Annotated in this window: 18 protein-coding genes; 5 read left to right on the forward strand and 13 right to left on the reverse strand. The window is 73.7% G+C overall.

Going from position 1 to position 18,410, the window contains the following annotated elements:
* Positions 1 to 88: 88 nt before the first annotated feature.
* Genes GA0070609_RS17705 through pyrR form a run of 6 tightly spaced genes read right to left on the reverse strand, consistent with a single transcriptional unit; the run spans position 89 to position 8,425 of the window.
* Positions 89 to 1,132 carry a quinone-dependent dihydroorotate dehydrogenase gene (locus tag GA0070609_RS17705; RefSeq protein ID WP_088994800.1) on the reverse strand — a complete coding sequence of 348 codons (1,044 nt, stop codon included), beginning with the start codon at positions 1,130 to 1,132 and terminating at the stop codon, positions 89 to 91.
* A complete protein-coding gene (gene carB / locus GA0070609_RS17710) occupies positions 1,129 to 4,509 on the reverse strand; it encodes a carbamoyl-phosphate synthase large subunit (protein WP_088994801.1) in 3,381 nt (1,126 codons plus the stop codon). The genes GA0070609_RS17705 and carB overlap by 4 nt, the downstream gene beginning before the upstream one ends.
* The gene (gene carA / locus GA0070609_RS17715) at positions 4,502 to 5,647 is read right to left on the reverse strand and encodes a glutamine-hydrolyzing carbamoyl-phosphate synthase small subunit (protein ID WP_088994802.1); all 1,146 of its coding nucleotides are present in this window, start codon (positions 5,645 to 5,647) and stop codon (positions 4,502 to 4,504) included. The genes carB and carA overlap by 8 nt, the downstream gene beginning before the upstream one ends.
* Positions 5,644 to 6,921 (reverse strand): dihydroorotase, encoded by a 1,278-nt coding sequence (locus GA0070609_RS17720; protein ID WP_088994803.1) that lies wholly within the window; start codon positions 6,919 to 6,921, stop codon positions 5,644 to 5,646. The genes carA and GA0070609_RS17720 overlap by 4 nt, the downstream gene beginning before the upstream one ends.
* Entirely contained in the window at positions 6,918 to 7,844 is a 927-nt protein-coding gene (locus GA0070609_RS17725) for an aspartate carbamoyltransferase catalytic subunit (RefSeq protein WP_088994804.1), read from the reverse strand. Before GA0070609_RS17725 ends, GA0070609_RS17720 begins: the two co-directional genes overlap by 4 nt.
* Positions 7,841 to 8,425, reverse strand: coding sequence for a bifunctional pyr operon transcriptional regulator/uracil phosphoribosyltransferase PyrR (gene pyrR, locus GA0070609_RS17730; RefSeq protein ID WP_088994805.1), 585 nt, complete (start codon positions 8,423 to 8,425; stop codon positions 7,841 to 7,843). Before pyrR ends, GA0070609_RS17725 begins: the two co-directional genes overlap by 4 nt.
* A 283-nt stretch (positions 8,426 to 8,708) precedes the next feature.
* On the opposite strand from pyrR, the gene bldD reads away from it, so the two are divergent.
* Positions 8,709 to 9,197, forward strand: a complete 489-nt coding sequence (gene bldD / locus GA0070609_RS17735) for a transcriptional regulator BldD (protein ID WP_013285505.1) — start codon at positions 8,709 to 8,711, stop codon at positions 9,195 to 9,197.
* A gap of 88 nt (positions 9,198 to 9,285) precedes the next feature.
* Here bldD and nusB read toward each other — a convergent pair whose 3' ends face one another.
* The 4 genes from nusB to aroB all read right to left on the reverse strand — a co-directional run bounded on the left by nusB (position 9,286) and on the right by aroB (position 11,976).
* Positions 9,286 to 9,696 carry a transcription antitermination factor NusB gene (gene nusB / locus GA0070609_RS17740; protein ID WP_172899525.1) on the reverse strand — a complete coding sequence of 137 codons (411 nt, stop codon included), beginning with the start codon at positions 9,694 to 9,696 and terminating at the stop codon, positions 9,286 to 9,288.
* A 23-nt stretch (positions 9,697 to 9,719) separates the two neighbouring features.
* Positions 9,720 to 10,277, reverse strand: a complete 558-nt coding sequence (efp, locus tag GA0070609_RS17745; RefSeq protein WP_088994807.1) for an elongation factor P — start codon at positions 10,275 to 10,277, stop codon at positions 9,720 to 9,722.
* 194 nt (positions 10,278 to 10,471) lie between these two features.
* Entirely contained in the window at positions 10,472 to 10,903 is a 432-nt protein-coding gene (aroQ, locus tag GA0070609_RS17750) for a type II 3-dehydroquinate dehydratase (protein ID WP_088994808.1), read from the reverse strand.
* Positions 10,900 to 11,976, reverse strand: coding sequence for a 3-dehydroquinate synthase (gene aroB, locus GA0070609_RS17755; protein ID WP_088994809.1), 1,077 nt, complete (start codon positions 11,974 to 11,976; stop codon positions 10,900 to 10,902). The genes aroQ and aroB overlap by 4 nt, the downstream gene beginning before the upstream one ends.
* A gap of 130 nt (positions 11,977 to 12,106) precedes the next feature.
* Here aroB and GA0070609_RS17760 point away from each other — a divergent pair, with 130 nt between their 5' ends.
* Together GA0070609_RS17760 and GA0070609_RS17765 are read left to right on the forward strand one after the other, a co-directional pair.
* Positions 12,107 to 12,631: a DUF2243 domain-containing protein gene (locus tag GA0070609_RS17760; protein ID WP_088994810.1), complete on the forward strand. Its 525-nt coding sequence runs from the start codon at positions 12,107 to 12,109 to the stop codon at positions 12,629 to 12,631.
* Positions 12,628 to 13,434, forward strand: coding sequence for a cytochrome c oxidase assembly protein (locus GA0070609_RS17765; protein WP_088994811.1), 807 nt, complete (start codon positions 12,628 to 12,630; stop codon positions 13,432 to 13,434). The genes GA0070609_RS17760 and GA0070609_RS17765 overlap by 4 nt, the downstream gene beginning before the upstream one ends.
* Here GA0070609_RS17765 and GA0070609_RS17770 read toward each other — a convergent pair.
* The gene (locus GA0070609_RS17770) at positions 13,423 to 14,388 is read right to left on the reverse strand and encodes a helix-turn-helix transcriptional regulator (protein ID WP_088994812.1); all 966 of its coding nucleotides are present in this window, start codon (positions 14,386 to 14,388) and stop codon (positions 13,423 to 13,425) included. The two genes, GA0070609_RS17765 and GA0070609_RS17770, sit on opposite strands and share 12 nt — an antisense overlap.
* A gap of 80 nt (positions 14,389 to 14,468) precedes the next feature.
* Between GA0070609_RS17770 and GA0070609_RS17775 the strand changes: the two genes are divergently transcribed.
* Complete coding sequence (locus GA0070609_RS17775; RefSeq protein ID WP_088994813.1) at positions 14,469 to 15,197, forward strand: alpha/beta fold hydrolase; 729 nt, start codon at positions 14,469 to 14,471, stop codon at positions 15,195 to 15,197.
* Between the two features lie 43 nt (positions 15,198 to 15,240).
* Here GA0070609_RS17775 and GA0070609_RS17780 read toward each other — a convergent pair whose 3' ends face one another.
* On the reverse strand, positions 15,241 to 15,756 hold the full coding sequence (locus tag GA0070609_RS17780; protein WP_088994814.1) for a shikimate kinase: 516 nt from the start codon (positions 15,754 to 15,756) through the stop codon (positions 15,241 to 15,243).
* 55 nt (positions 15,757 to 15,811) lie between these two features.
* Positions 15,812 to 16,990 carry a chorismate synthase gene (gene aroC / locus GA0070609_RS17785; protein ID WP_088994815.1) on the reverse strand — a complete coding sequence of 393 codons (1,179 nt, stop codon included), beginning with the start codon at positions 16,988 to 16,990 and terminating at the stop codon, positions 15,812 to 15,814.
* Positions 16,991 to 17,177: 187 nt separating this feature from the next.
* Here aroC and GA0070609_RS17790 point away from each other — a divergent pair, with 187 nt between their 5' ends.
* Positions 17,178 to 18,395, forward strand: a complete 1,218-nt coding sequence (locus GA0070609_RS17790; RefSeq protein WP_172899360.1) for a cation:proton antiporter — start codon at positions 17,178 to 17,180, stop codon at positions 18,393 to 18,395.
* The last annotated feature ends 15 nt before the right edge of the window (positions 18,396 to 18,410 follow it).

Raw genomic sequence — 18,410 nt, forward strand, 5'->3', positions numbered from 1 at the left:
CGCGGGTTCCGCCCGGTCGGTCCCGCCGCCCGCCGGGCCCGGCCGGCCGACTCCGCCGCGCCCGGTCGGACGCCGCCGGGACGGCGGCTCACCGGCTCGCGGTCCCGGCCGGGGCCGGGGCGGCGGCCGACGCGCGGGCGGCGGCGCGGACCAGGGCCGGGCCGCGGTAGATGAAGCCGGTGTAGAGCTGGACCAGGCTGGCGCCGGCGTCGAACATCCGGGCCGCGCCGTCCGGGTCGACGATGCCGCCGACGCCGACGATCGGCAGCCGGCCACCGGTCTCGCGGTGCACGAAGCCGACCACCTGCCGGGCCCGGTCGGCGAGCGGCCGGCCGGAGAGCCCGCCGGCCTCCGCGCCCCGCGCCCGATCCGCCGGGGCCAGCCCGTCCCGGGCCAGGGTGGTGTTGGTGGCGATCACCCCGGCGGCGCCCCGGGCCAGGCAGACCTCCAGCAACTCCGCGATGGCCGGCTCGGTCAGGTCCGGGGCGATCTTCACCAGCACCGGCTTCTCCCCCACCAGCGCCGCGAGCAGCGCGTCCAGGTGCGCCCGGTCCTGCAACGCCCGCAGGCCGGGGGTGTTCGGCGAGGAGACGTTGACAGCGAAGTAGTCACCGTGCCCGCGCAGCGCCCGGTAGGAGGCCTGGTAGTCCGCCACCGCCCCGTCCAGCGGGGTCACCTTGGACTTGCCCAGCGAGATGCCCAGCGGCACGCCCAGCGGCCGGGGCAGCGCCGCCAGCCGGGCGGCGAGGGCCTCCGCGCCGGCGTTGTTGAAGCCCATCCGGTTGACCACGGCCTCGCTGTCGCGCAGCCGGAACAGCCGGGGCCGGGGATTGCCCGGCTGCGGGTGCGCGGTGACCGTGCCGACCTCCACGAAGCCGAAGCCGAGCGCCGGCCAGGCGGACAGCGCGACGCCGTTCTTGTCCATCCCAGCGGCCAGCCCGACCGGGTTGGGGAACTCGACGCCGAACACCGTGCGCGGCGCCGCGACGGCGTACCGGGCGCGCAGCGCGGCCAGCGCCGCCGGCCGGCCGGAGAGGCCGGCCAGCCGGCGCAGCGTCCACTCGTGCGCCGCCTCGGCGTCCCCGCCCCCGATCCGGAACAGCCCCGGCCGCACCACCCGCTCGAAGATCACTGCTCGGCCCGCAGGGCGGCGTGCAGCTCCTGGAGCGGGCGGACCTGCATGTCGCCGCGGATCCGCGCCTCGATGCCCATCACCGCGGCGGCCGCGCCGGGCACCGTGGTGATGCACGGGATGTCGGCGGTGACCGCCGCGCTGCGGATCTCGTAGCCGTCCGAGCGGGCGCTGGCGCCGGAACCCTGCGGCGTATTGATCACCAGTGCCACGTCACCGCCGACGATCAGCGACACCGCGTCCTCGCCCGCGCCCGCCTCGTAGTGCTTGCGGATCTGCTCGCAGGCGATGCCGTGCCGGCGCAGCACCTCGGCGGTGCCGGTGGTGGCGACGATCTCGAAGCCCAGGTCGGCCAGGCGCTTGATCGGGAAGATCATGCCGCGCTTGTCCCGGTTGGCCACCGAGACGAAGATCTTCCCGCCGGTCGGCAGCGAGCCGTACGCGGCGGACTGGCTCTTGGCGAAGGCGTGCCCGAAGGCGGTGTCGATGCCCATCACCTCGCCGGTCGACTTCATCTCCGGGCCGAGCAGCGAGTCCACCCCCTTGCCGGTGGGGGTGCGGAACCGCTTGAACGGCAGCACCGCCTCCTTCACCGCGATCGGGGCGTCCGGCGGCATCGTTCCGCCGTCCCCGGTGGCCGGGAGCAGCCCCTCGGCGCGCAGTTCGGCGATGGTGGCACCGAGCGCGATCCGGGCCGCCGCCTTGGCCAGCGGCACCGCGGTGGCCTTCGAGACGAACGGCACCGTCCGGGACGCCCGCGGGTTCGCCTCCAGCACGTAGAGCACGTCGTCCTTGAGCGCGTACTGGACGTTGAGCAGGCCGCGTACGCCGATCCCCCGGGCGATCGCCTCGGTGTACCGGCGCACCTCGGCCAGGTGCGAGCCGGCCAGGGTGATCGGCGGCAGCGCGCAGGACGAGTCGCCGGAGTGGATGCCGGCCTCCTCGATGTGCTCCATCACCCCGCCGAGGTAGACCTCGCCGTCGGCGTCGCAGAGCGCGTCCACGTCGATCTCGATGGCGTCGTCGAGGAAGCGGTCCACCAGCACCGGATGGTCCGGCGAAATCGCGGTGGCCCGGCCGATGTAGTCGCGCAGCGTGGCGTCGTCGTAGACGATCTCCATGCCCCGGCCGCCCAGCACGTACGACGGGCGCACCAGCACCGGGTAGCCGATCTCGTCGGCGATCGCCTTCGCCTCGTCGTACGAGGTGGCCATGCCGTGCGCCGGAGCGCGCAGCCCGGCCCGGGCCAGCACCGCGCCGAACGCGCCCCGCTCCTCGGCCAGGTGGATCGACTCCGGGGAGGTGCCGACCACCGGCACCCCGGCGTTCTTCAGCCGCTGCGCCAACCCGAGCGGGGTCTGCCCGCCGAGCTGCACGATCACCCCGATCACGCCCGGACCGCCGGCCGCCTTGCCGGAGGCGTCCTCGGCGTGCCAGACCTCCAGCACGTCCTCGAAGGTGAGCGGCTCGAAGTAGAGCCGGTCGGCGGTGTCGTAGTCGGTGGAGACGGTCTCCGGGTTGCAGTTGACCATCACGGTCTCGAAGCCGGCGCCGCCGGACCCGGCCGCGCCGGCGACCGGCGCGGTACGCAGCGCCATCACCGCGTGCACACAGGAGTAGTCGAACTCGATGCCCTGCCCGATCCGGTTCGGCCCGGAGCCGAGGATCATCACCTTGGGCCGGGCCGAGCCGACCACCTCGGTCTCGGAGTCGTACGAGGAGTAGTGGTAGGGCGTGGTGGCGGCGAACTCGGCCGCGCAGGTGTCCACCGTCTTGTAGACCGGCCGGATGTCGAGCCGGTGCCGCAGTGTGCGTACCCCGTCCTCGGCCGCCAGTTCCGGACGCAGCGCCGCCAGCTGCCGGTCGGACAGCCCGGCCCGCTTCGCCCGGCGCAGCAGGTCGGCGTCGAGCACCGGCGCGGCGACGATCTCGGCGCGCAGCTCGACCAGGGCGGCGATCTGGTCCAGGAACCACGGGTCGATGCCGCCGGAGGCGGTGGCGACCTCGGCGATCGACGCGCCCAGCCGCAGCGCCCGCTCGACCGTGTAGAGCCGGCCGTCGTGCGGCATCCGCAGCGCGGCGAGGGTGTTCTCCTTCGTCGCACCGGCCGGGTCGGGCCGGGTCCAGAACCCGCCCGCCGCGGTCTCCATCGAGCGCATCGCCTTGTTCAGCGCCTCGGTGAAGTTGCGGCCCAGGCTCATCGCCTCGCCGACCGACTTCATGGTGGTGGTCAGCTCCGGGTCGGCGCCGGGGAACTTCTCGAACGCGAACCGCGGGATCTTCACCACCACGTAGTCCAGCGTCGGCTCGAACGCCGCCGGGGTCTTCAGGGTGATGTCGTTGGGGATCTCGTCCAGGGTGTAGCCGATGGCCAGCTTCGCGGCGATCTTCGCGATCGGGAAGCCGGTCGCCTTGGACGCCAGCGCCGAGGAGCGGGACACCCGCGGGTTCATCTCGATCACCACGATCCGCCCGTCGGCCGGGTTGATCGCGAACTGGATGTTGCAGCCGCCGGTGTCCACCCCGACCTCGCGCAGCACCGCGATGCCCAGGTCGCGCAGGCGCTGGTACTCCCGGTCGGTCAGCGTCATCGCCGGGGCGACGGTGACGCTGTCGCCGGTGTGCACGCCCATCGGGTCCAGGTTCTCGATCGAGCAGACCACCACCACGTTGTCGTGGCGGTCACGCATCAGTTCGAGCTCGTACTCCTTCCAGCCGAGCACGCTCTCCTCGATGAGCACCTCGTGCACCGGGCTCGCGGCCAGGCCGGCCCCGGCGATCCGGGCCAGCTCCTCCGGGGTGTGCGCCATGCCGGAGCCGAGGCCGCCCATGGTGAACGACGGCCGGATCACCACCGGCAGGCCCAGCTCGGCGACGGTCGCCTCGACCTCTTCCATCGAGTGGCAGACCCGGGACCGGGGCACCAGCCCGGCCGGGTCGTCGACGCCCAGCCGGACCCCGGCCTTGGCCACGATGTCCTTGAACAGCTGCCGGTCCTCGCCGCGGTTGATCGCCTCGATGTTCGCGCCGATCAGCTCGACGCCGTACTTCTCCAGCACGCCGGACTCGTGCAGGGCGACCGCCGTGTTCAACGCGGTCTGCCCGCCCAGGGTGGGCAGGATCGCGTCCGGCCGCTCCTTGGCGATCACCAGCTCGACGAACTCCGGGGTGATCGGCTCGACGTACGTGGCGTCGGCGAACTCCGGGTCGGTCATGATCGTCGCCGGGTTCGAGTTGACCAGGCTGACCCGGATGCCCTCGGCGCGCAGCACCCGGCAGGCCTGGGTGCCGGAGTAGTCGAACTCGCAGGCCTGCCCGATCACGATCGGCCCGGAGCCGATCACCAGGACGTGCTTGAGATCGGTCCGCTTAGGCATCGGTGCGCCCCTCGATGAGTTCGGCGAAGCGGTCGAACAGGTAGTCCGCGTCGTGCGGGCCGGCCGCCGCCTCCGGGTGGTACTGGACGGTGAAGGCGGGCACGTCCTTCGCCCGCAGCCCCTCGACCACGTTGTCATTGAGGCAGACGTGACTGACCTGGACGCCACCGAACTCGGTCTCGATCACCTGGTCGGGTACGACAGCGCCCTGCCGTGCCCCCGGCACCTCGACGGCGAAGCCGTGGTTGTGGCTGGTCACCTCGACCTTGCCGGTGGCCCGGTCGAGCACCGGCTGGTTGATCCCCCGGTGGCCGTAGCCGAGCTTGTAGGTGCCGAAGCCCAGCGCCCGGCCGAGGATCTGGCTGCCGAAGCAGATGCCGAACAGCGGGATCTCGCGGCGCAGCACCTCCCGGGCCAGCGCGACCGGGCCGTCGGCGGTGGCCGGGTCGCCCGGGCCGGGCGAGAAGAAGACCGCGTCGGCGCCGGTGGCCAGCAGGTCGTCGATGGTGGAGCCGGCGGGCAGCACGTGCGTGGTGACCCCGCGCGCGGCCAGCCGGCGCGGCACGTTGCGCTTGATACCCAGGTCCAGCGCGGCCACCGTGTACCGCTGCTCGCCCTCGGCCGCGACCACGTACGGCTTGGCGGTGGTCACCTCGGCGGAGAGGTCCGCGCCGACCATCGGCGGCGACTGCCGCACCCGGGCCAGCAGCGCCCGCGGGTCGGTCTCCACGCTGGAGACGCCGACCCGCATCGCGCCGCGCTCGCGCAGGTGCCGGGTCAGCGCCCGGGTGTCCAGCCCGCTGATGCCGACCACGCCCTCGGTGGCGAGCCGGTCCTCCAGCCCGCCGGTGGCCCGCCAGTTGGAGCCGATCCGGGCCGGGTCACGCACCACGTAGCCGGCCACCCAGATCCGGTCGGACTCGTCGTCCTCGCCGTTGACGCCGGTGTTGCCGATGTGCGGGGCGGTCTGCACCACCACCTGCCGGTGGTAGGACGGGTCGGTCAGGGTCTCCTGGTAGCCGGTCATGCCGGTGTTGAAGACCGCCTCGCCGAAGGTCTCCCCGACGCTGCCGTACGCCTCGCCGTGGAAGGTCCGTCCGTCCTCGAGAACGAGGATCGCCGATCGTCTGCGGGTCACTTGACAGCCTTTCCGTCCAGGACCGTCGGCTCGCCGCGCAGGAAGGTCGCCACGATGCGACCCGGCAGCGTCATGCGGGCGTACGGGGTGTTGCGACTGCGGCTGGCCAGCTCGGCCGGCTCGATCACCCGGCGGGCGGCCGGGTCGACCAGGGTCAGGTTGGCCGGCACGCCGGGCGCCGGGTCGAGGCCGTGCCCCTCCAGCCCGGCGATCCGGGCCGGGGTGCGGGACATCCGCTCGGCGATCAGGTCCCACTCGGGGCCGAGCACGTCGAGCGCGATGGACAGCGCCGTCTCCAGGCCGAGCATGCCCGGCCGGGCGTACGCCCACTCGCACTCCTTGTCCTCCACCGCGTGCGGGGCGTGGTCGGTGGCGACGATGTCGATCACGCCGTCGACCAGCGCGGCGCGCAGCGCGGCAATGTCGGCGGCGGTGCGCAGCGGCGGGTTGACCTTGTAGACCGGGTCGTAGGTCGCCGCCCGCTCGTCGGTGAGCAGCAGGTGGTGCGGGGTCACCTCGGCGGTGACCCGGACCCCGCGGGCCTTGGCCTGCCGGAGCACCTCGACGCTGCCGGCGGTGGAGACGTGGCAGACGTGCAGCCGGCTGCCGACGTGCTCGGCCAGCAGCACGTCCCGGGCGATGATCGCCTCCTCGGCGACCGCCGGCCAGCCGGTCAGCCCGAGCCGGGTGGAGACCTCACCCTCGTGCATCTGCGCGCCCTCGGTGAGCCGGGGCTCCTCGGCGTGCTGGGCGATGATCCCGTCGAACGCCTTGACGTACTCCAGCGCCCGGCGCATCAGCTTCGGGTCGGCCACGCAGTGCCCGTCGTCGGAGAAGATCCGCACCCGGGCCGCCGAGTCGGCCATCGCGCCGAGTTCGGCCAGCCGCTCGCCGGCCAGCCCGACGGTGACCGCGCCGATCGGCTGCACGTCGACCAGCCCGGCCTCCCGGCCGAGCCGCCAGACCTGTTCGACCACGCCGGCGGTGTCGGCCACTGGCGAGGTGTTGGCCATCGCGCAGACCGCCGTGTAGCCGCCCAGGGCGGCGGCCCGCGAGCCGGACTCGACGGTCTCGGCGTCCTCCCGGCCCGGCTCGCGCAGGTGGGTGTGCAGGTCGACCAGGCCGGGCAGGGCCACCAGGCCGGTGGCGTCGAGCACGGTGGCGCCGGCGGCGGTCAGGCCGGCGCCGACCTCGGCCACGACGCCGTCGCGGATCAGCAGGTCGGTCGGCGCGGCCCCCACCACGCTGACCCCCTTGACCAGGTACGCGGTCATGAGTTGTTCCCCCCGAGCAGCAGGTAGAGGACGGCCATCCGGACGGAGACCCCGTTGGCGACCTGTTCGACGATGGTGGAGCGGGGCGAGTCGGCCACCTCGGGCGTGATCTCCATGCCCCGGTTCATCGGGCCGGGGTGCATGACGATCGCGTGCTCGGGCAGCCGGCGCATCCGCGGGCCGTCCAGGCCGTAGCGGCGGGCGTACTCGCGGGCGGACGGGAAGTAGGAGTCGTTCATGCGCTCGCGCTGCACCCGCAGCATCATCACCACGTCGGAGGTGGGCAGCACGGTGTCCAGGTCGTAGCAGACCCCGGTGCCGGGCGCGAGCGCCTGCGCGATGTCGACCGGGATCAGCGTCGGCGGCCCGACCAGGGTCACCTTGGCGCCGAGGGTGGACAGCAGCAGCACGTTGGAGCGGGCCACCCGGCTGTGCAGCACGTCCCCGACCACCGCGACCGACAGGCCGGCCAGCCGGCCCAGCCGGGCCCGCATGGTGTACGCGTCCAGCAGCGCCTGGGTGGGGTGTTCGTGGGTGCCGTCGCCGGCGTTGACCACCGAGCCGTCGACCCAGTTGGCGAGCCGGTGCGCGGCGCCGGAGGCGGGGTGGCGCACCACCACCGCGTCGGCGCCCATCGCCTGCAGGGTCAGCGCGGTGTCCTTCAGGCTCTCGCCCTTGGCGACGCTGGACCCCTTGGCGGAAAAGTTGATCACGTCGGCGCTGAGCCGCTTCGCCGCCGCCTCGAACGAGATCCGGGTCCGGGTGGAGTCCTCGTAGAAGAGGTTGACCACGGTCCGGCCGCGCAACGCGGGGAGCTTCTTGACCTCGCGGCCGGCGACGGTGGCCATCTCGGCGGCGGTGTCCAGGATCTGGGTGGCGGTGGCGGCGTCCAGGTCGCCGCCGGAGAGCAGGTGCCTGATCACGCGGGGGTCCCCCCGTACAGCTTGACCTCGTCGGCGCCGTCGGTCTCGGCGAGGGTGACCTTGACGCTCTCGGCGAGCGAGGTCGGAATGTTCTTGCCGACGTAGTCGGCGCGGATCGGCAGCTCCCGGTGGCCGCGGTCGACCAGGACGGCGAGCTGCACCGAGGCGGGGCGGCCGACGTCGTTGAGCGCGTCCAGGGCGGCCCGCACGGTACGGCCGGAGAAGAGCACGTCGTCGACGAGGACGACCCGCTTGCCGTCGATGCCGCCGGCCGGCAGCTGGGTGGGGCCGACCGCGCGGGTGGCGTGCCGGCGCAGGTCGTCGCGGTAGAGGGTGATGTCCAGCACGCCGACCGGGACGGTCACGTCCTCGAAGGTGCTGATCCGGGCGGCCAGGCGCTTCGCGAGCGGGGCGCCCCGGGTGGGTATGCCGAGCAGGACGGTGTCGGCGGCGCCCTGGGTCTTCTCCAGGATCTGGTGGGCGATCCGGTCGACCACCCGCTGGACGTCGGCGCTGGTGAGGATCACCTTCACCGAGGGTTGTCGGGCGGTCGGCGACTGGGCAGCCGGTGGGTAGGCCACGGCGGACCTCCTTCCCCGCCTCACGGGACGGGTCGTTAAAGGACGTCGGATCCACACGCCGGACCGGGTCCGGCCCGGCGCGGGCTCCAGCCACGTTACCAGTGGTCACGGGCCGGACCGCCGGCGGCCACTGAGCACCTGGTCAGCCCGGCGAAATGGGGATAACTCCCCCGGCGTACCCAACGGGAAGGTCACGACCACTTGACCAGGTGTCGCAATCCCCGTACCGTCACGCTCCGTAGCGATAGCTGGGAGAACCCCGAGCAGCACTGGGAGTGTCCGAATGCCCTCTGAATACGCCAAGTCGCTGGGCGCCCGCCTGCGCTCCATCCGCCAGCAGCAGGGCCTGTCCCTGCAGGGGGTGGAGGAGAAGTCGAACGGGCGGTGGAAGGCGGTGGTGGTCGGCTCGTACGAGCGCGGCGACCGGGCCGTCACGGTGTCCCGGCTGGCCGAGCTGGCCGACTTCTACCGAGTTCCCGTCTCGGAGCTGCTGCCCGACGGCAGCGGGGTGCGCCACGAGCCGACCAGCAAGATCGTCCTGGACCTGGAGCGGCTCTACGACGAGGCCTCGGAGGACCTGGCCTACGTCGCCCGGTACGCCCGTGCCATCCAGCAGCAGCGCGGTGACTACAACGGCCGGGTGCTCTCCATCCGCGCCGACGACCTGCGCGCGCTGGCGATCGTCTACGACGCCTCGCCGTCCGGCCTGATCGAGCGGCTGACCGAGCACGGCGTGCTGGTCGCCGACCCGCGGGCGTTCTTCGCCTCCTGACCGCTGTCGCACCGAAAGGGCCCGTGCCGTCCGGCACGGGCCCTTTCGTGGTCGGTGTCGCTCTACGCGGGCGGCGGACCGGCCGCGCTCAGCGGGTGGCGTACTCGGCGATCCGGCCGAGCAGACCGTTGAGGAAGCGCGGCGAGTCGTCGGTCGACATCTGCCGGGCCAGCTCCACCGCCTCGCTGATCGCCACCGGGTCGTCGATCTCGTCGACGTAGAGCAGCTCGTAGACGGCGATCCGGGCCAGGTTGCGGTCGACCGCCGGCATCCGGTCGAGCGTCCAGCCCTCGGCGTAGCTGGCGATCAGCTCGTCGATCCGGTCGAGGTGGTCGGCGACGCCCTCGACCAGGCTCACCGCGTAGCCGAGGTGCTCCGGCCGGGGCTTCTCGATCCGCTCGAGGTAGCCCGCGAGCACCTCCACCGGCGGCCGGTCACGCAGGTCGGCCTCGTAGAGCACGTCCAGTGCCCGCTTGCGCGCCTTGCGGCGCGCCGGCATCTGCTGTTTGGGACCCTCGGCCATCAGGCGCGGCCGAGGTAACGGCCGTCGCGGGTGTCGACCTTGATCTTCTCGCCGGTGGTGATGAAGAGCGGCACCTGCACGGTCGCGCCGGTCTCGACGGTGGCCGGCTTGTTGCCGCCGGTGGAGCGGTCGCCCTGCAGGCCCGGCTCGGTGTAGGTGATCTCGAGCACGACGCTGGTGGGCAGTTCCACGTAGAGCGGGACGCTCTCGTGGGTGGCCACCGTCGCCTCGGCCTCGGGCAGCAGGTAGTTGGCCGCCTCGCCCACGGTGCCGCCGGGCACGGTGATCTGGTCGAAGGTCTCCAGATCCATGAAGACGTAGTCCTCGCCGTCGGCGTAGAGATACTGCATGGTGCGCTTGTCGACGGTCGCGGTCTCGACCTTGGTGCCCGCGTTGAAGGTCTTGTCGACGACCTTGCCGGAGAGCACGTTCTTCAGCGTGGTACGCACGAACGCACCACCCTTACCGGGCTTGACGTGCTGGAACTCGACGACGGACCAGAGTTCCCCGTCGAGGTTGAGTACCAGGCCGTTCTTCAGGTCGTTGGTGGTGGCCATTTCCTGCCTTGATCATCAATTGGCGGACAGACCTGGAAAGTCTACTAGCTGCGCCGACCGCCGTCGCCCGCTGCCGCCCGCCGGCCCGCAGCCCCGCCCGCGGCCCTCGCCCGCGGCCCGGCAGCGCCGCATGGCCAAGCTCACCGACGGTGTCCGCCCACAGCCGCGCCGCCCGGCCGGAGCGGCCCGCTCCGTCAGCCGAGGCGACTGGCCAGGTGGTGCAGGGCCAGGCGGTAGCCGTCCACGCCCAGGCCGCAGATCACCCCGGTGGCCACCGCGGAGACCACCGAGTGGTGCCGGAACTCCTCCCGGGCGTGGATGTTGGAGATGTGCACCTCGATCAGCGGCCCGCGCAGCATCGAGCACGCGTCCCGGACCGCGTACGAGTAGTGCGACCAGGCGGCCGGGTTGAGCACCACGGCGGCACCCTCGGCGGCGGCCGCGTGCAGCCAGCCAAGCAGCTCGTGCTCGGCGTCGGTCTGCCGGACCGTCACATCCAGGCCCAGGTCCCGGCCGGTCGCCTCGCAGAGCGCCACCAGGTCGGCGTAGGTGGTGGCCCCGTAGACCTCCGGCTCGCGGGTGCCGAGCCGCCCCAGGTTCGGCCCGTTCAGCACGTACACCTTCATCGGGAGACCTCGCGGTAGGCGGCGTGCAGCAGCTCGTCGTCGGGGCCCTCGAGGATCGCCGGGCGGGCCAGCCCGTCCAGCACCACGAAGCGCAGCTTGTCGCCCCGGGCCTTCTTGTCCACCCGCATCGTCGCCAGCAGCTCCGGCCAGGCGTCCGCCCGGTAGCCGGTGGGCAGACCGAGCGCCGCCACGGCGGAGCGGTGCCGCCGGGCGGTGGCCTCGTCGAGCCGGCCGGCGAGCCGGGCCAGCTCGCCGGCGTAGACCAGGCCGACGGCGACCGCGTGCCCGTGCCGCCAGCGGTAGCCCTCCACCTTCTCGATGGCGTGGGCCAGGGTGTGGCCGTAGTTGAGCACCTCGCGCACCCCGGACTCGCGCAGGTCGCCGGAGACCACGTCGGCCTTGACCCGGACCGCCCGCTCGATCAGCTCGCGGGCCACCGGGCCGGTCGGGTCGACGGCGGTCGCCGGGTCCCGCTCCACGAGTTCCAGGATCACCGGGTCGGCGATGAACCCGCACTTGACCACCTCGGCCATCCCGGCGGCCAGCTCGGCCGGCGGCAGGCTGTCCAGGGTGGACAGGTCGCAGATCACCCCGGCCGGCGGGTGGAAGGCGCCGACCAGGTTCTTGCCGGCCGCCGTGTTGATCCCGGTCTTGCCACCCACCGCGGCGTCGACCATGCCGAGCAGCGAGGTGGCCACCGGCACCCAGCGGACCCCCCGCAGCCAGCAGGCCGCGACGAAGCCGGCCAGGTCGGTGACCGCGCCGCCGCCGATCCCGATCACCCCGTCGTCCCGGGTGAACCCGGCCTCGCCCAGCCGGTCCCAGCAGGCGGCGGCCACCTCGACCCGCTTGGCCGCCTCGGCGTCCGGCACCTCGATCGGCAGCGGCCGCACGCCGGCGGCGCGCAGCCGCTCACCGAGCGCGTCGGCCAGCGCCTTGAGCGGGGGCGCGTACAGCAGGGCCACCCGGGTCGCGCCAGGCAGCAGCCGCGGCGGCGGATCGAGCAGGTCGCGTCCCACCAGTACGTCGTACGGGCGCTCGCCGCCGACCGGGATCCGGGTCACCTCGTCCATCGCCGGCAGCCTAGTCGAGCCACCCGGCCGCCGGCCCCGGCTGTCCACCAGGTGGCCGCCGATTCGTCCGCGCGTTTAGTCCGGTTCGCGGCGGGCAACGAGTGCCCAACCGGACCCACGGAGGTGCCCGATGGCGAGAACCACCCTGGACGGCGCCGACATCCGGCTGCCCGCCACCGTCCTCGGCGTCGGGCTGGGCGGCTTCGTCGACGGCATCCTGCTGCACCAGGTGCTCCAGTGGCACCACCTGCTCAGCAGCACCGACACGGACAACGTCGGCATCCGGCCGTACCCGGTGGACACCGTCCCGGGACTGGAGATGAACACCCTCTGGGACGGCATCTTCCACGTGGTGACCTGGGTGGCCGTGCTCGCCGGCCTGGCCATGCTGTACTCCCGGGTCACCCGCTCCCGGGGCCGGCTGTGGCGCTCGCCGGTGCTGTGGGGCTGGGCACTGATCGGCTGGGGCCTGTTCAACCTGGTCGAGGGGATCGTCGACCACCACCTGCTCGGCATCCACCACGTCCGCACCGGCCCGCACCAGCTCTGGTGGGACCTCGGCTTCCTGGCCCTCGGGCTGGCGCTGATCGTGCTCGGCTGGCTGGTGCAGCGGCGGGGCACGGTGGTGGACCTCTGCGCCGACAACCGGCGATGAGCCCCGAGCACGCCGGTCACGGGCTCGCCGTCGGGCCGCTGCTGCTCGTACCGCCGCTGCTCTTCTGGAGCTACCTGGCCGCGGCCCTGCGCGAGCGGGCCGCCGACCGCCCCGGGTGGAGCCACTGGCGGACGGCGAGCTTCGGCGCGGGCACGGCGGCGGCCGCCGTCGCGCTGGCGCTGCCCGGCCACGGCCTCGCCGCGCACATGTGGCAGCACCTGCTGCTGGGCATGCTCGCGCCGCTCGGGCTGGTGCTCGGCGCGCCGGCCAGCCTGGCGCTGCGGGTCGCCGACCGGCGCACCGGACGCGCGGTCGTCCGCCTGCTGCGCCGCCCGGCGGTGGGCGTGCTCACCCACCCGGTGACCGGCCTGGCGCTGACCGTGGGCGGGCTCTACGTGCTGTACCTGACCCCGTTGTACCGGGCCACCCTCACCAACCCGGTCCTGCACCACCTGGTGCTGCTGCACTTCCTGCTCAGCGGCTACCTCTTCACCTGGGCGATCGCCGGCCCAGACCCGGGTCCGCAGCGCCCGCGGGTGCCGGTCCGGCTGGTGGTTCTGGGCGTGGCGGTGGCCGGGCACGCCACCCTCGCCCAGCTCCTCCACGCCGGCCTGCTGGTCGACGTCACCGCCCCGGCGGCCGAACTGCGCGCCGCCGCGACGGTCATGTACTACGGCGGTGACCTGGCCGAGCTCCTGCTCGCCCTGGCGCTGCTGGTCACCTGGCGGCCGGAGCCGCGGCGCGCGCGGCAGGCCGACGAGCCGACGCCCGGCACCGCTGCCCTGCCGGCCTCAGCCGGCTGACCGCCCGGCCCAATCGGCCAGCCGGCGGGCGTGCTCGGCCACCGCGTCCCGCAGCGCGTCCGGCCGCAGCACGGTGAACGGCCAGCCCAGCCCGGCGAGCAGCTGGGCCATCCCGTCCAGCCGCTCCGCCCGGGTACGCAGCAGCACCCCGTCGGCGGTCGGGGTCAGCTCGCCCACGCTGGGCGGGATCCGGCGTCGGGCGGTGTCCGGATCGGTCTCCAGCAGCACCTCGACGTCGTGCGCGTACGGCACCCCGGCCAGCGAGCGGGTCACCTGGGCCACCGGGTCGAACCCGGCCGGCACCTCGAAGGTCTCCGCCTCGGTCACCACCTCGCCGATCCGGTCCAGCCGGAAGGTGCGCACCTCGCCGCGGAGGTGGTCGTGACCGGTGACGTACCAGCGGCCGGCGTGGAAGACCAGCCCGTACGGGTCCAGCCGGCGGCGCGACGCGGCGCCGGCGAAGGAGCGGTAGTCCAGCCGCACCCGGCGCCGCTGCCGGGCCGCCGCTGCCAGGGTGAGCAGCGTCCCGGTGGCCGGCCGGACGGCGGGGTCGGCGCGGCGCAGGGTGAAGCCGAGGTGCTCCTGCACGGCCGCCAGCCGGTCGGCGAGCGCTGGTGGCAGCACCCGGCGGATCTTGGCCAGGGCGGTGGCGGTGGCCGGTTCCTCGGTGCCCAGCCCGAGCCGTTCGGCGGCGACCAGGCCGAGCAGCACGGCCACCGCCTCGTCGTCGGTGAGCATCAGCGGCGGGAGCTTGTAGCCGGGGCGCAGCCGGTAGCCGCCATAGCGGCCCCGGTCGGCGGTCACCGGGATGCCGAGCTCGGCCAGGGTGGTGGCGTAGCGGCGCACGGTCCGCTCGTCGACGCCGAGGCGGGCGGCGAGCTCGACGCCGGTCAGCCGGTGGTGGCTCTGCAACAGCTCCAGCAGCCCGAGCACCCGACCGGCGGGATGTGACACGGGACACTCCTTTAAACCGGGCGGAAGTCGTCCGGATTTGATCGTACGGTATCCGGGAGCGACGAGAGAGGGAGATCCAGATGGCGACGTTCGTGTTGGTGCCGGGGTTCTGGCTGGGTGGTTGGGCGTGGCGGGAGGTGGCCGCCACGCTGCGCGGCCAGGGCCACGAGGTCTACCCGGTGACGCTGACCGGGGTGGCCGAACGGGCCCACCTGGCCGGGCCGGAGGTGGGCCTGGAGACGCACACCACCGACATCGTCCGGCTGATCGAGGTGGAGGACCAGCGCGATGTGCTGCTGGTCGGGCACTCCGGCGGCGGCCTGCCGGTGACCCAGGCCGCGGACCGGATCCCGGACCGGATCGCCCGGGTGGTCTACGTGGAGAGCGGGCCGATGCCCGACGGCACGTCCCAGTTCGACTTCAACCCGCCGGAGGAGCAGGAGCGGCTGCGTGCGCAGGTCGGCGACGGGCACCTGCTGCCGCCGCCCGCCTGGGACCCGGCCGCCGACCCGGAGAACCTTGCCGGCCTGGACGACGCGGCGCTCGCGCTGCTGCGGACCCGGGCCACCGCGCACCCGCTGCGGGCCGCCACCGACAAGGTCCGGCGCACCGGCGGGCGGGCGGTGCCGACCGCGTTGGTCGCCAGCACGTTCCCGCTGCCGATGGTGGAGGAGATGATCGCGCAGGGACACCCGTTCTTCGCCGGGCTGGCCGGTGGCCAACTGCACGCCCTGCCCACCGGGCACTGGCCGATGCTCAGCGAACCGAAGGGCCTCGCCACGGTGCTCGACACGATCGCCCGCGGCTGACCCGCGCCGGCGCCGGCCCGCCCGGCGGGCCGGCGACCGCCGGTCAGCGCTTGAGCAACGCGACGATCTCGGCGGCGATCTCCTCCGGGCTCCGCCCGTCGGTGACCACCGTCGCGGTGGCCACCTCGGCGTAGAGCGGGCGGCGCTGCTCCATCAGGTGCTTGAGGGTGGCCCGCGGGTTGAGCGCCAGCAACGGCCGGCCGGCGCCGAGCCCGACCCGCTTCACCGCGTCCGGCAGCTCGACCGAGAGGTGCACCACCGGGTGCCCGACCAGCGCGGCGCGGTTCTCCTCGGCGAGGACCGCGCCGCCGCCGAGGGCGAGCACCCCGGAACAGGAGGCCAGCCCCGCCGCCACCGCCGCCCGTTCGAGGGTACGGAAGTGCGCCTCCCCCTCGTCGATGAAGATCTCCGGGATCGGCTTGCCGGCGAGCCGCTCGATGTCGGCGTCGGTGTCCCGGAACTCGACCCCGAGGGCGTCGGCGAGCGCCCGGCCGACGGTGGTCTTGCCCGAGCCGGGCGCACCGACCAGCACGCAGACCGGCCGCGTCGACCCACTCACCGGAACCGCCCTTCGTTCGCGACTGCGGGGCTCCGCTCCGCTGCACTCCTCGCGCTCACCGGATCACCAAAGCGTCGAGGTAGCCGGCGAGGTTGCGGCGCATCTCGGCGACCGAGTCGCCGCCGAACTTCTCCACGGCCGCCTCGGCCAGCACCAGGGCCACCATCGCCTCGGCGACCACCGCGGCGGCGGGCACCGCGGCGACGTCCGACCGCTGGTTGATCGCGGTGGCCGGCTCGCCGGTGGTGACGTCCACGGTGGCCAGGGCCCGGTTCAGCGAGGAGATCGGCTTCATCGCGGCCTTCACCCGCAACGGCTCGCCGGTGGTGATGCCGCCCTCCAGCCCGCCGGCCCGGTCGGTTACCCGTCGCACGCCGGTGGCGGTGGGGATGATCTCGTCGTGCGCCTCCGAGCCGCGGGAGCGGGCCTGCTGCCAGCCGTCGCCGATCTCGACGCCCTTGATCGCCTGGATGGACATCAGCGCGGCGGCCAGCCGGGCGTCCAGCTTGCGGTCCCACTGCACGTGGCTGCCCAGCCCCGGCGGCACCCCGTACGCCAGCACCTCGACCACGCCGCCGAGCGTGTCGGCGGCCTTCTTCGCGGCGTCGACCTCGGCCACCATCCGGGCGCTGGCCTCCGGGTCGAGGCAGCGCAGCGGGTCGGCGTCGATCCGGGCGGCGTCCTCGGGGCGGGGGCGCAGCCCCGGCTTCACCGCGACCGGGCCCAGCTCGACCACGTGCGAGACGATCTCGACGCCGAGCGCCTGCCGCACCAGCGCCTTGGCGACGGTGCCGACGGCGACCCGGGCGGCGGTCTCCCGGGCGCTGGCCCGCTCCAGGATCGGCCGGGCGTCGGTGTGGCCGTACTTCTGCATGCCGGCCAGGTCGGCGTGGCCGGGCCGGGGCCGGGTCAGCGGCGCGTTGCGGGCCTGCCCGGCCAACTCCTCCGCGTCGACCGGGTCGGCGGCCATCACCGTCTGCCACTTGGGCCACTCGGAGTTGCCCACCCGGATGGCCACCGGGCTGCCCAGGGTGGCCCCGTGCCGGAGCCCGCCGATGATCTCGACCTCGTCCTGCTCGAAGGACATCCGGGCGCCCCGGCCGTAGCCGAGCCGGCGCCGGGCCAGCTCGCCGGCGATCTCGCCGGTGGTCACCTCGACCCCGGCGGGCACCCCCTCCAGCAGCGCGACGAGGGCGGGACCGTGCGACTCACCTGCAGTCAACCAGCGCAACACAGCGCCCAGTCTGTCACGCCCGGTGCTCGCCACGGCGGCGCGCCCGGCGCGTCCCGCCCAGCGGACGGCGCCGTCCCCCGCGGCCACCACGGGCACCGCCTCTTGCGGTGAACCCGTACGATCATGGCGGCGCGCCGGGAAGTCTGGTCGGCAGATCCTTCGTCGACCCTTCGTTCGGGAGTCACCGGTGCTGCTCTTCGCGTTCGCGGCCGTCCTGCTGCTCGCCGTCCTGCTCTCCAGCCTGGCGCACCGGAGCATCCTCTCCACCGCAGTGCTGTTCCTGGTCGCTGGCTTCGTGCTGGGCCCGGAGACCACCGGGGTACTGGACATCACCGCCGACGCTCCGATCGTGTCGACGCTGGCCGAACTGGCGCTGTTCACCGTGCTCTTCACCGACGGCATGCGGGTCGGCTGGGCCGACCTGCGGTCGGCCTGGCGGCTGCCCGGTCGGGCGCTGGGCTGGGGCCTGCCGCTGACCCTGCTGATCACGGCCCTGCTGGCGCACTACGTGGCGGGCCTGGACTGGCCGGAGGCCCTGCTGATCGGGGCGATCCTCGCCCCCACCGACCCGGTCTTCGCGGCCGCGCTGGTCGGCAACGAGCGGGTGCCCGGCCGGCTGCGGCACCTGCTCAACGTCGAGTCCGGCGTCAACGACGGCCTGGCGCTGCCCTTCGTCATCCTGTTCCTGGCCGTGGCGGCCGGCTCCGACGACCTGCACCTGGACGAGTTGGGCATGGAGCTGCTGCTCGGCCTGGTGATCGGGGTCGCGGTGCCGTGGCTGGCGCTGTGGCTGGAGCGCCGGCGCTTCTTCTCCGCCTCCACCCAGTACGAGCCGCTCAACGGCGTGGCGATCGGCCTGCTGGTGCTGGCGCTCGGCCAGGTCACGCACGCCAACCTGTTCCTCGCCGCGTTCGCCGCCGGTGTCACCGTGGCCACCTTCGGCGAGCGGCAGCGGGAGAGCTTCGAGCACTTCGGCGAGCTGATCGCGGAGCTGTTCAAACTGGTCGCCCTGCTGGTCTTCGGCGCGCTGATCTCGTTCGAGTTCCTCGGGGAGATCGCCTGGACGGGTTGGATCTTCGCGGTGCTCGCCATCGTGGTGGCCCGGCCGGTGGCCCTGGCCGTGTCGTTCCTCGGCTCGCACCTGAGCCGCACCGAGCAGTTCGCCGCGATGTGGTTCGGCCCGAAGGGCTTCGCCTCGGTGGTCTACGGGCTGCTGGTGCTGGAGGCCGGCATCCCGGCCGGGGACGAGGTCTTCCACCTGGTGGCGCTGACCGTCGTGCTGTCGATCGTCGCGCACTCCTCGACCGATCTGGCGATCTCCCGGATCTTCGATCCGGCCACCACGCCGGCCTGGTACGAGCGGCTGCGGCAGGCGTCGGCGCAGCGACGGGACCGGCAACGCTGAGCGCGGCCGGCCGGG

The sequence above is a fragment of the Micromonospora echinaurantiaca genome (assembly GCF_900090235.1).
Lineage (GTDB): Bacteria > Actinomycetota > Actinomycetes > Mycobacteriales > Micromonosporaceae > Micromonospora > Micromonospora echinaurantiaca.

Bases quoted from the DNA above. Each gene is read 5' to 3' on its own strand.
- carB (WP_088994801.1), bottom strand. From the start codon at position 4,509: ATGCCTAAGCGGACCGATCTCAAGCACGTCCTGGTGATCGGCTCCGGG.
- GA0070609_RS17720 (WP_088994803.1), bottom strand. From the start codon at position 6,921: ATGACCGCGTACCTGGTCAAGGGGGTCAGCGTGGTGGGGGCCGCGCCG.
- bldD (WP_013285505.1), top strand. From the start codon at position 8,709: ATGCCCTCTGAATACGCCAAGTCGCTGGGCGCCCGCCTGCGCTCCATC.
- nusB (WP_172899525.1), bottom strand. From the start codon at position 9,696: ATGCCGGCGCGCCGCAAGGCGCGCAAGCGGGCACTGGACGTGCTCTAC.
- efp (WP_088994807.1), bottom strand. From the start codon at position 10,277: ATGGCCACCACCAACGACCTGAAGAACGGCCTGGTACTCAACCTCGAC.
- aroQ (WP_088994808.1), bottom strand. From the start codon at position 10,903: ATGAAGGTGTACGTGCTGAACGGGCCGAACCTGGGGCGGCTCGGCACC.
- aroB (WP_088994809.1), bottom strand. From the start codon at position 11,976: ATGGACGAGGTGACCCGGATCCCGGTCGGCGGCGAGCGCCCGTACGAC.
- GA0070609_RS17760 (WP_088994810.1), top strand. From the start codon at position 12,107: ATGGCGAGAACCACCCTGGACGGCGCCGACATCCGGCTGCCCGCCACC.
- GA0070609_RS17765 (WP_088994811.1), top strand. From the start codon at position 12,628: ATGAGCCCCGAGCACGCCGGTCACGGGCTCGCCGTCGGGCCGCTGCTG.
- GA0070609_RS17775 (WP_088994813.1), top strand. From the start codon at position 14,469: ATGGCGACGTTCGTGTTGGTGCCGGGGTTCTGGCTGGGTGGTTGGGCG.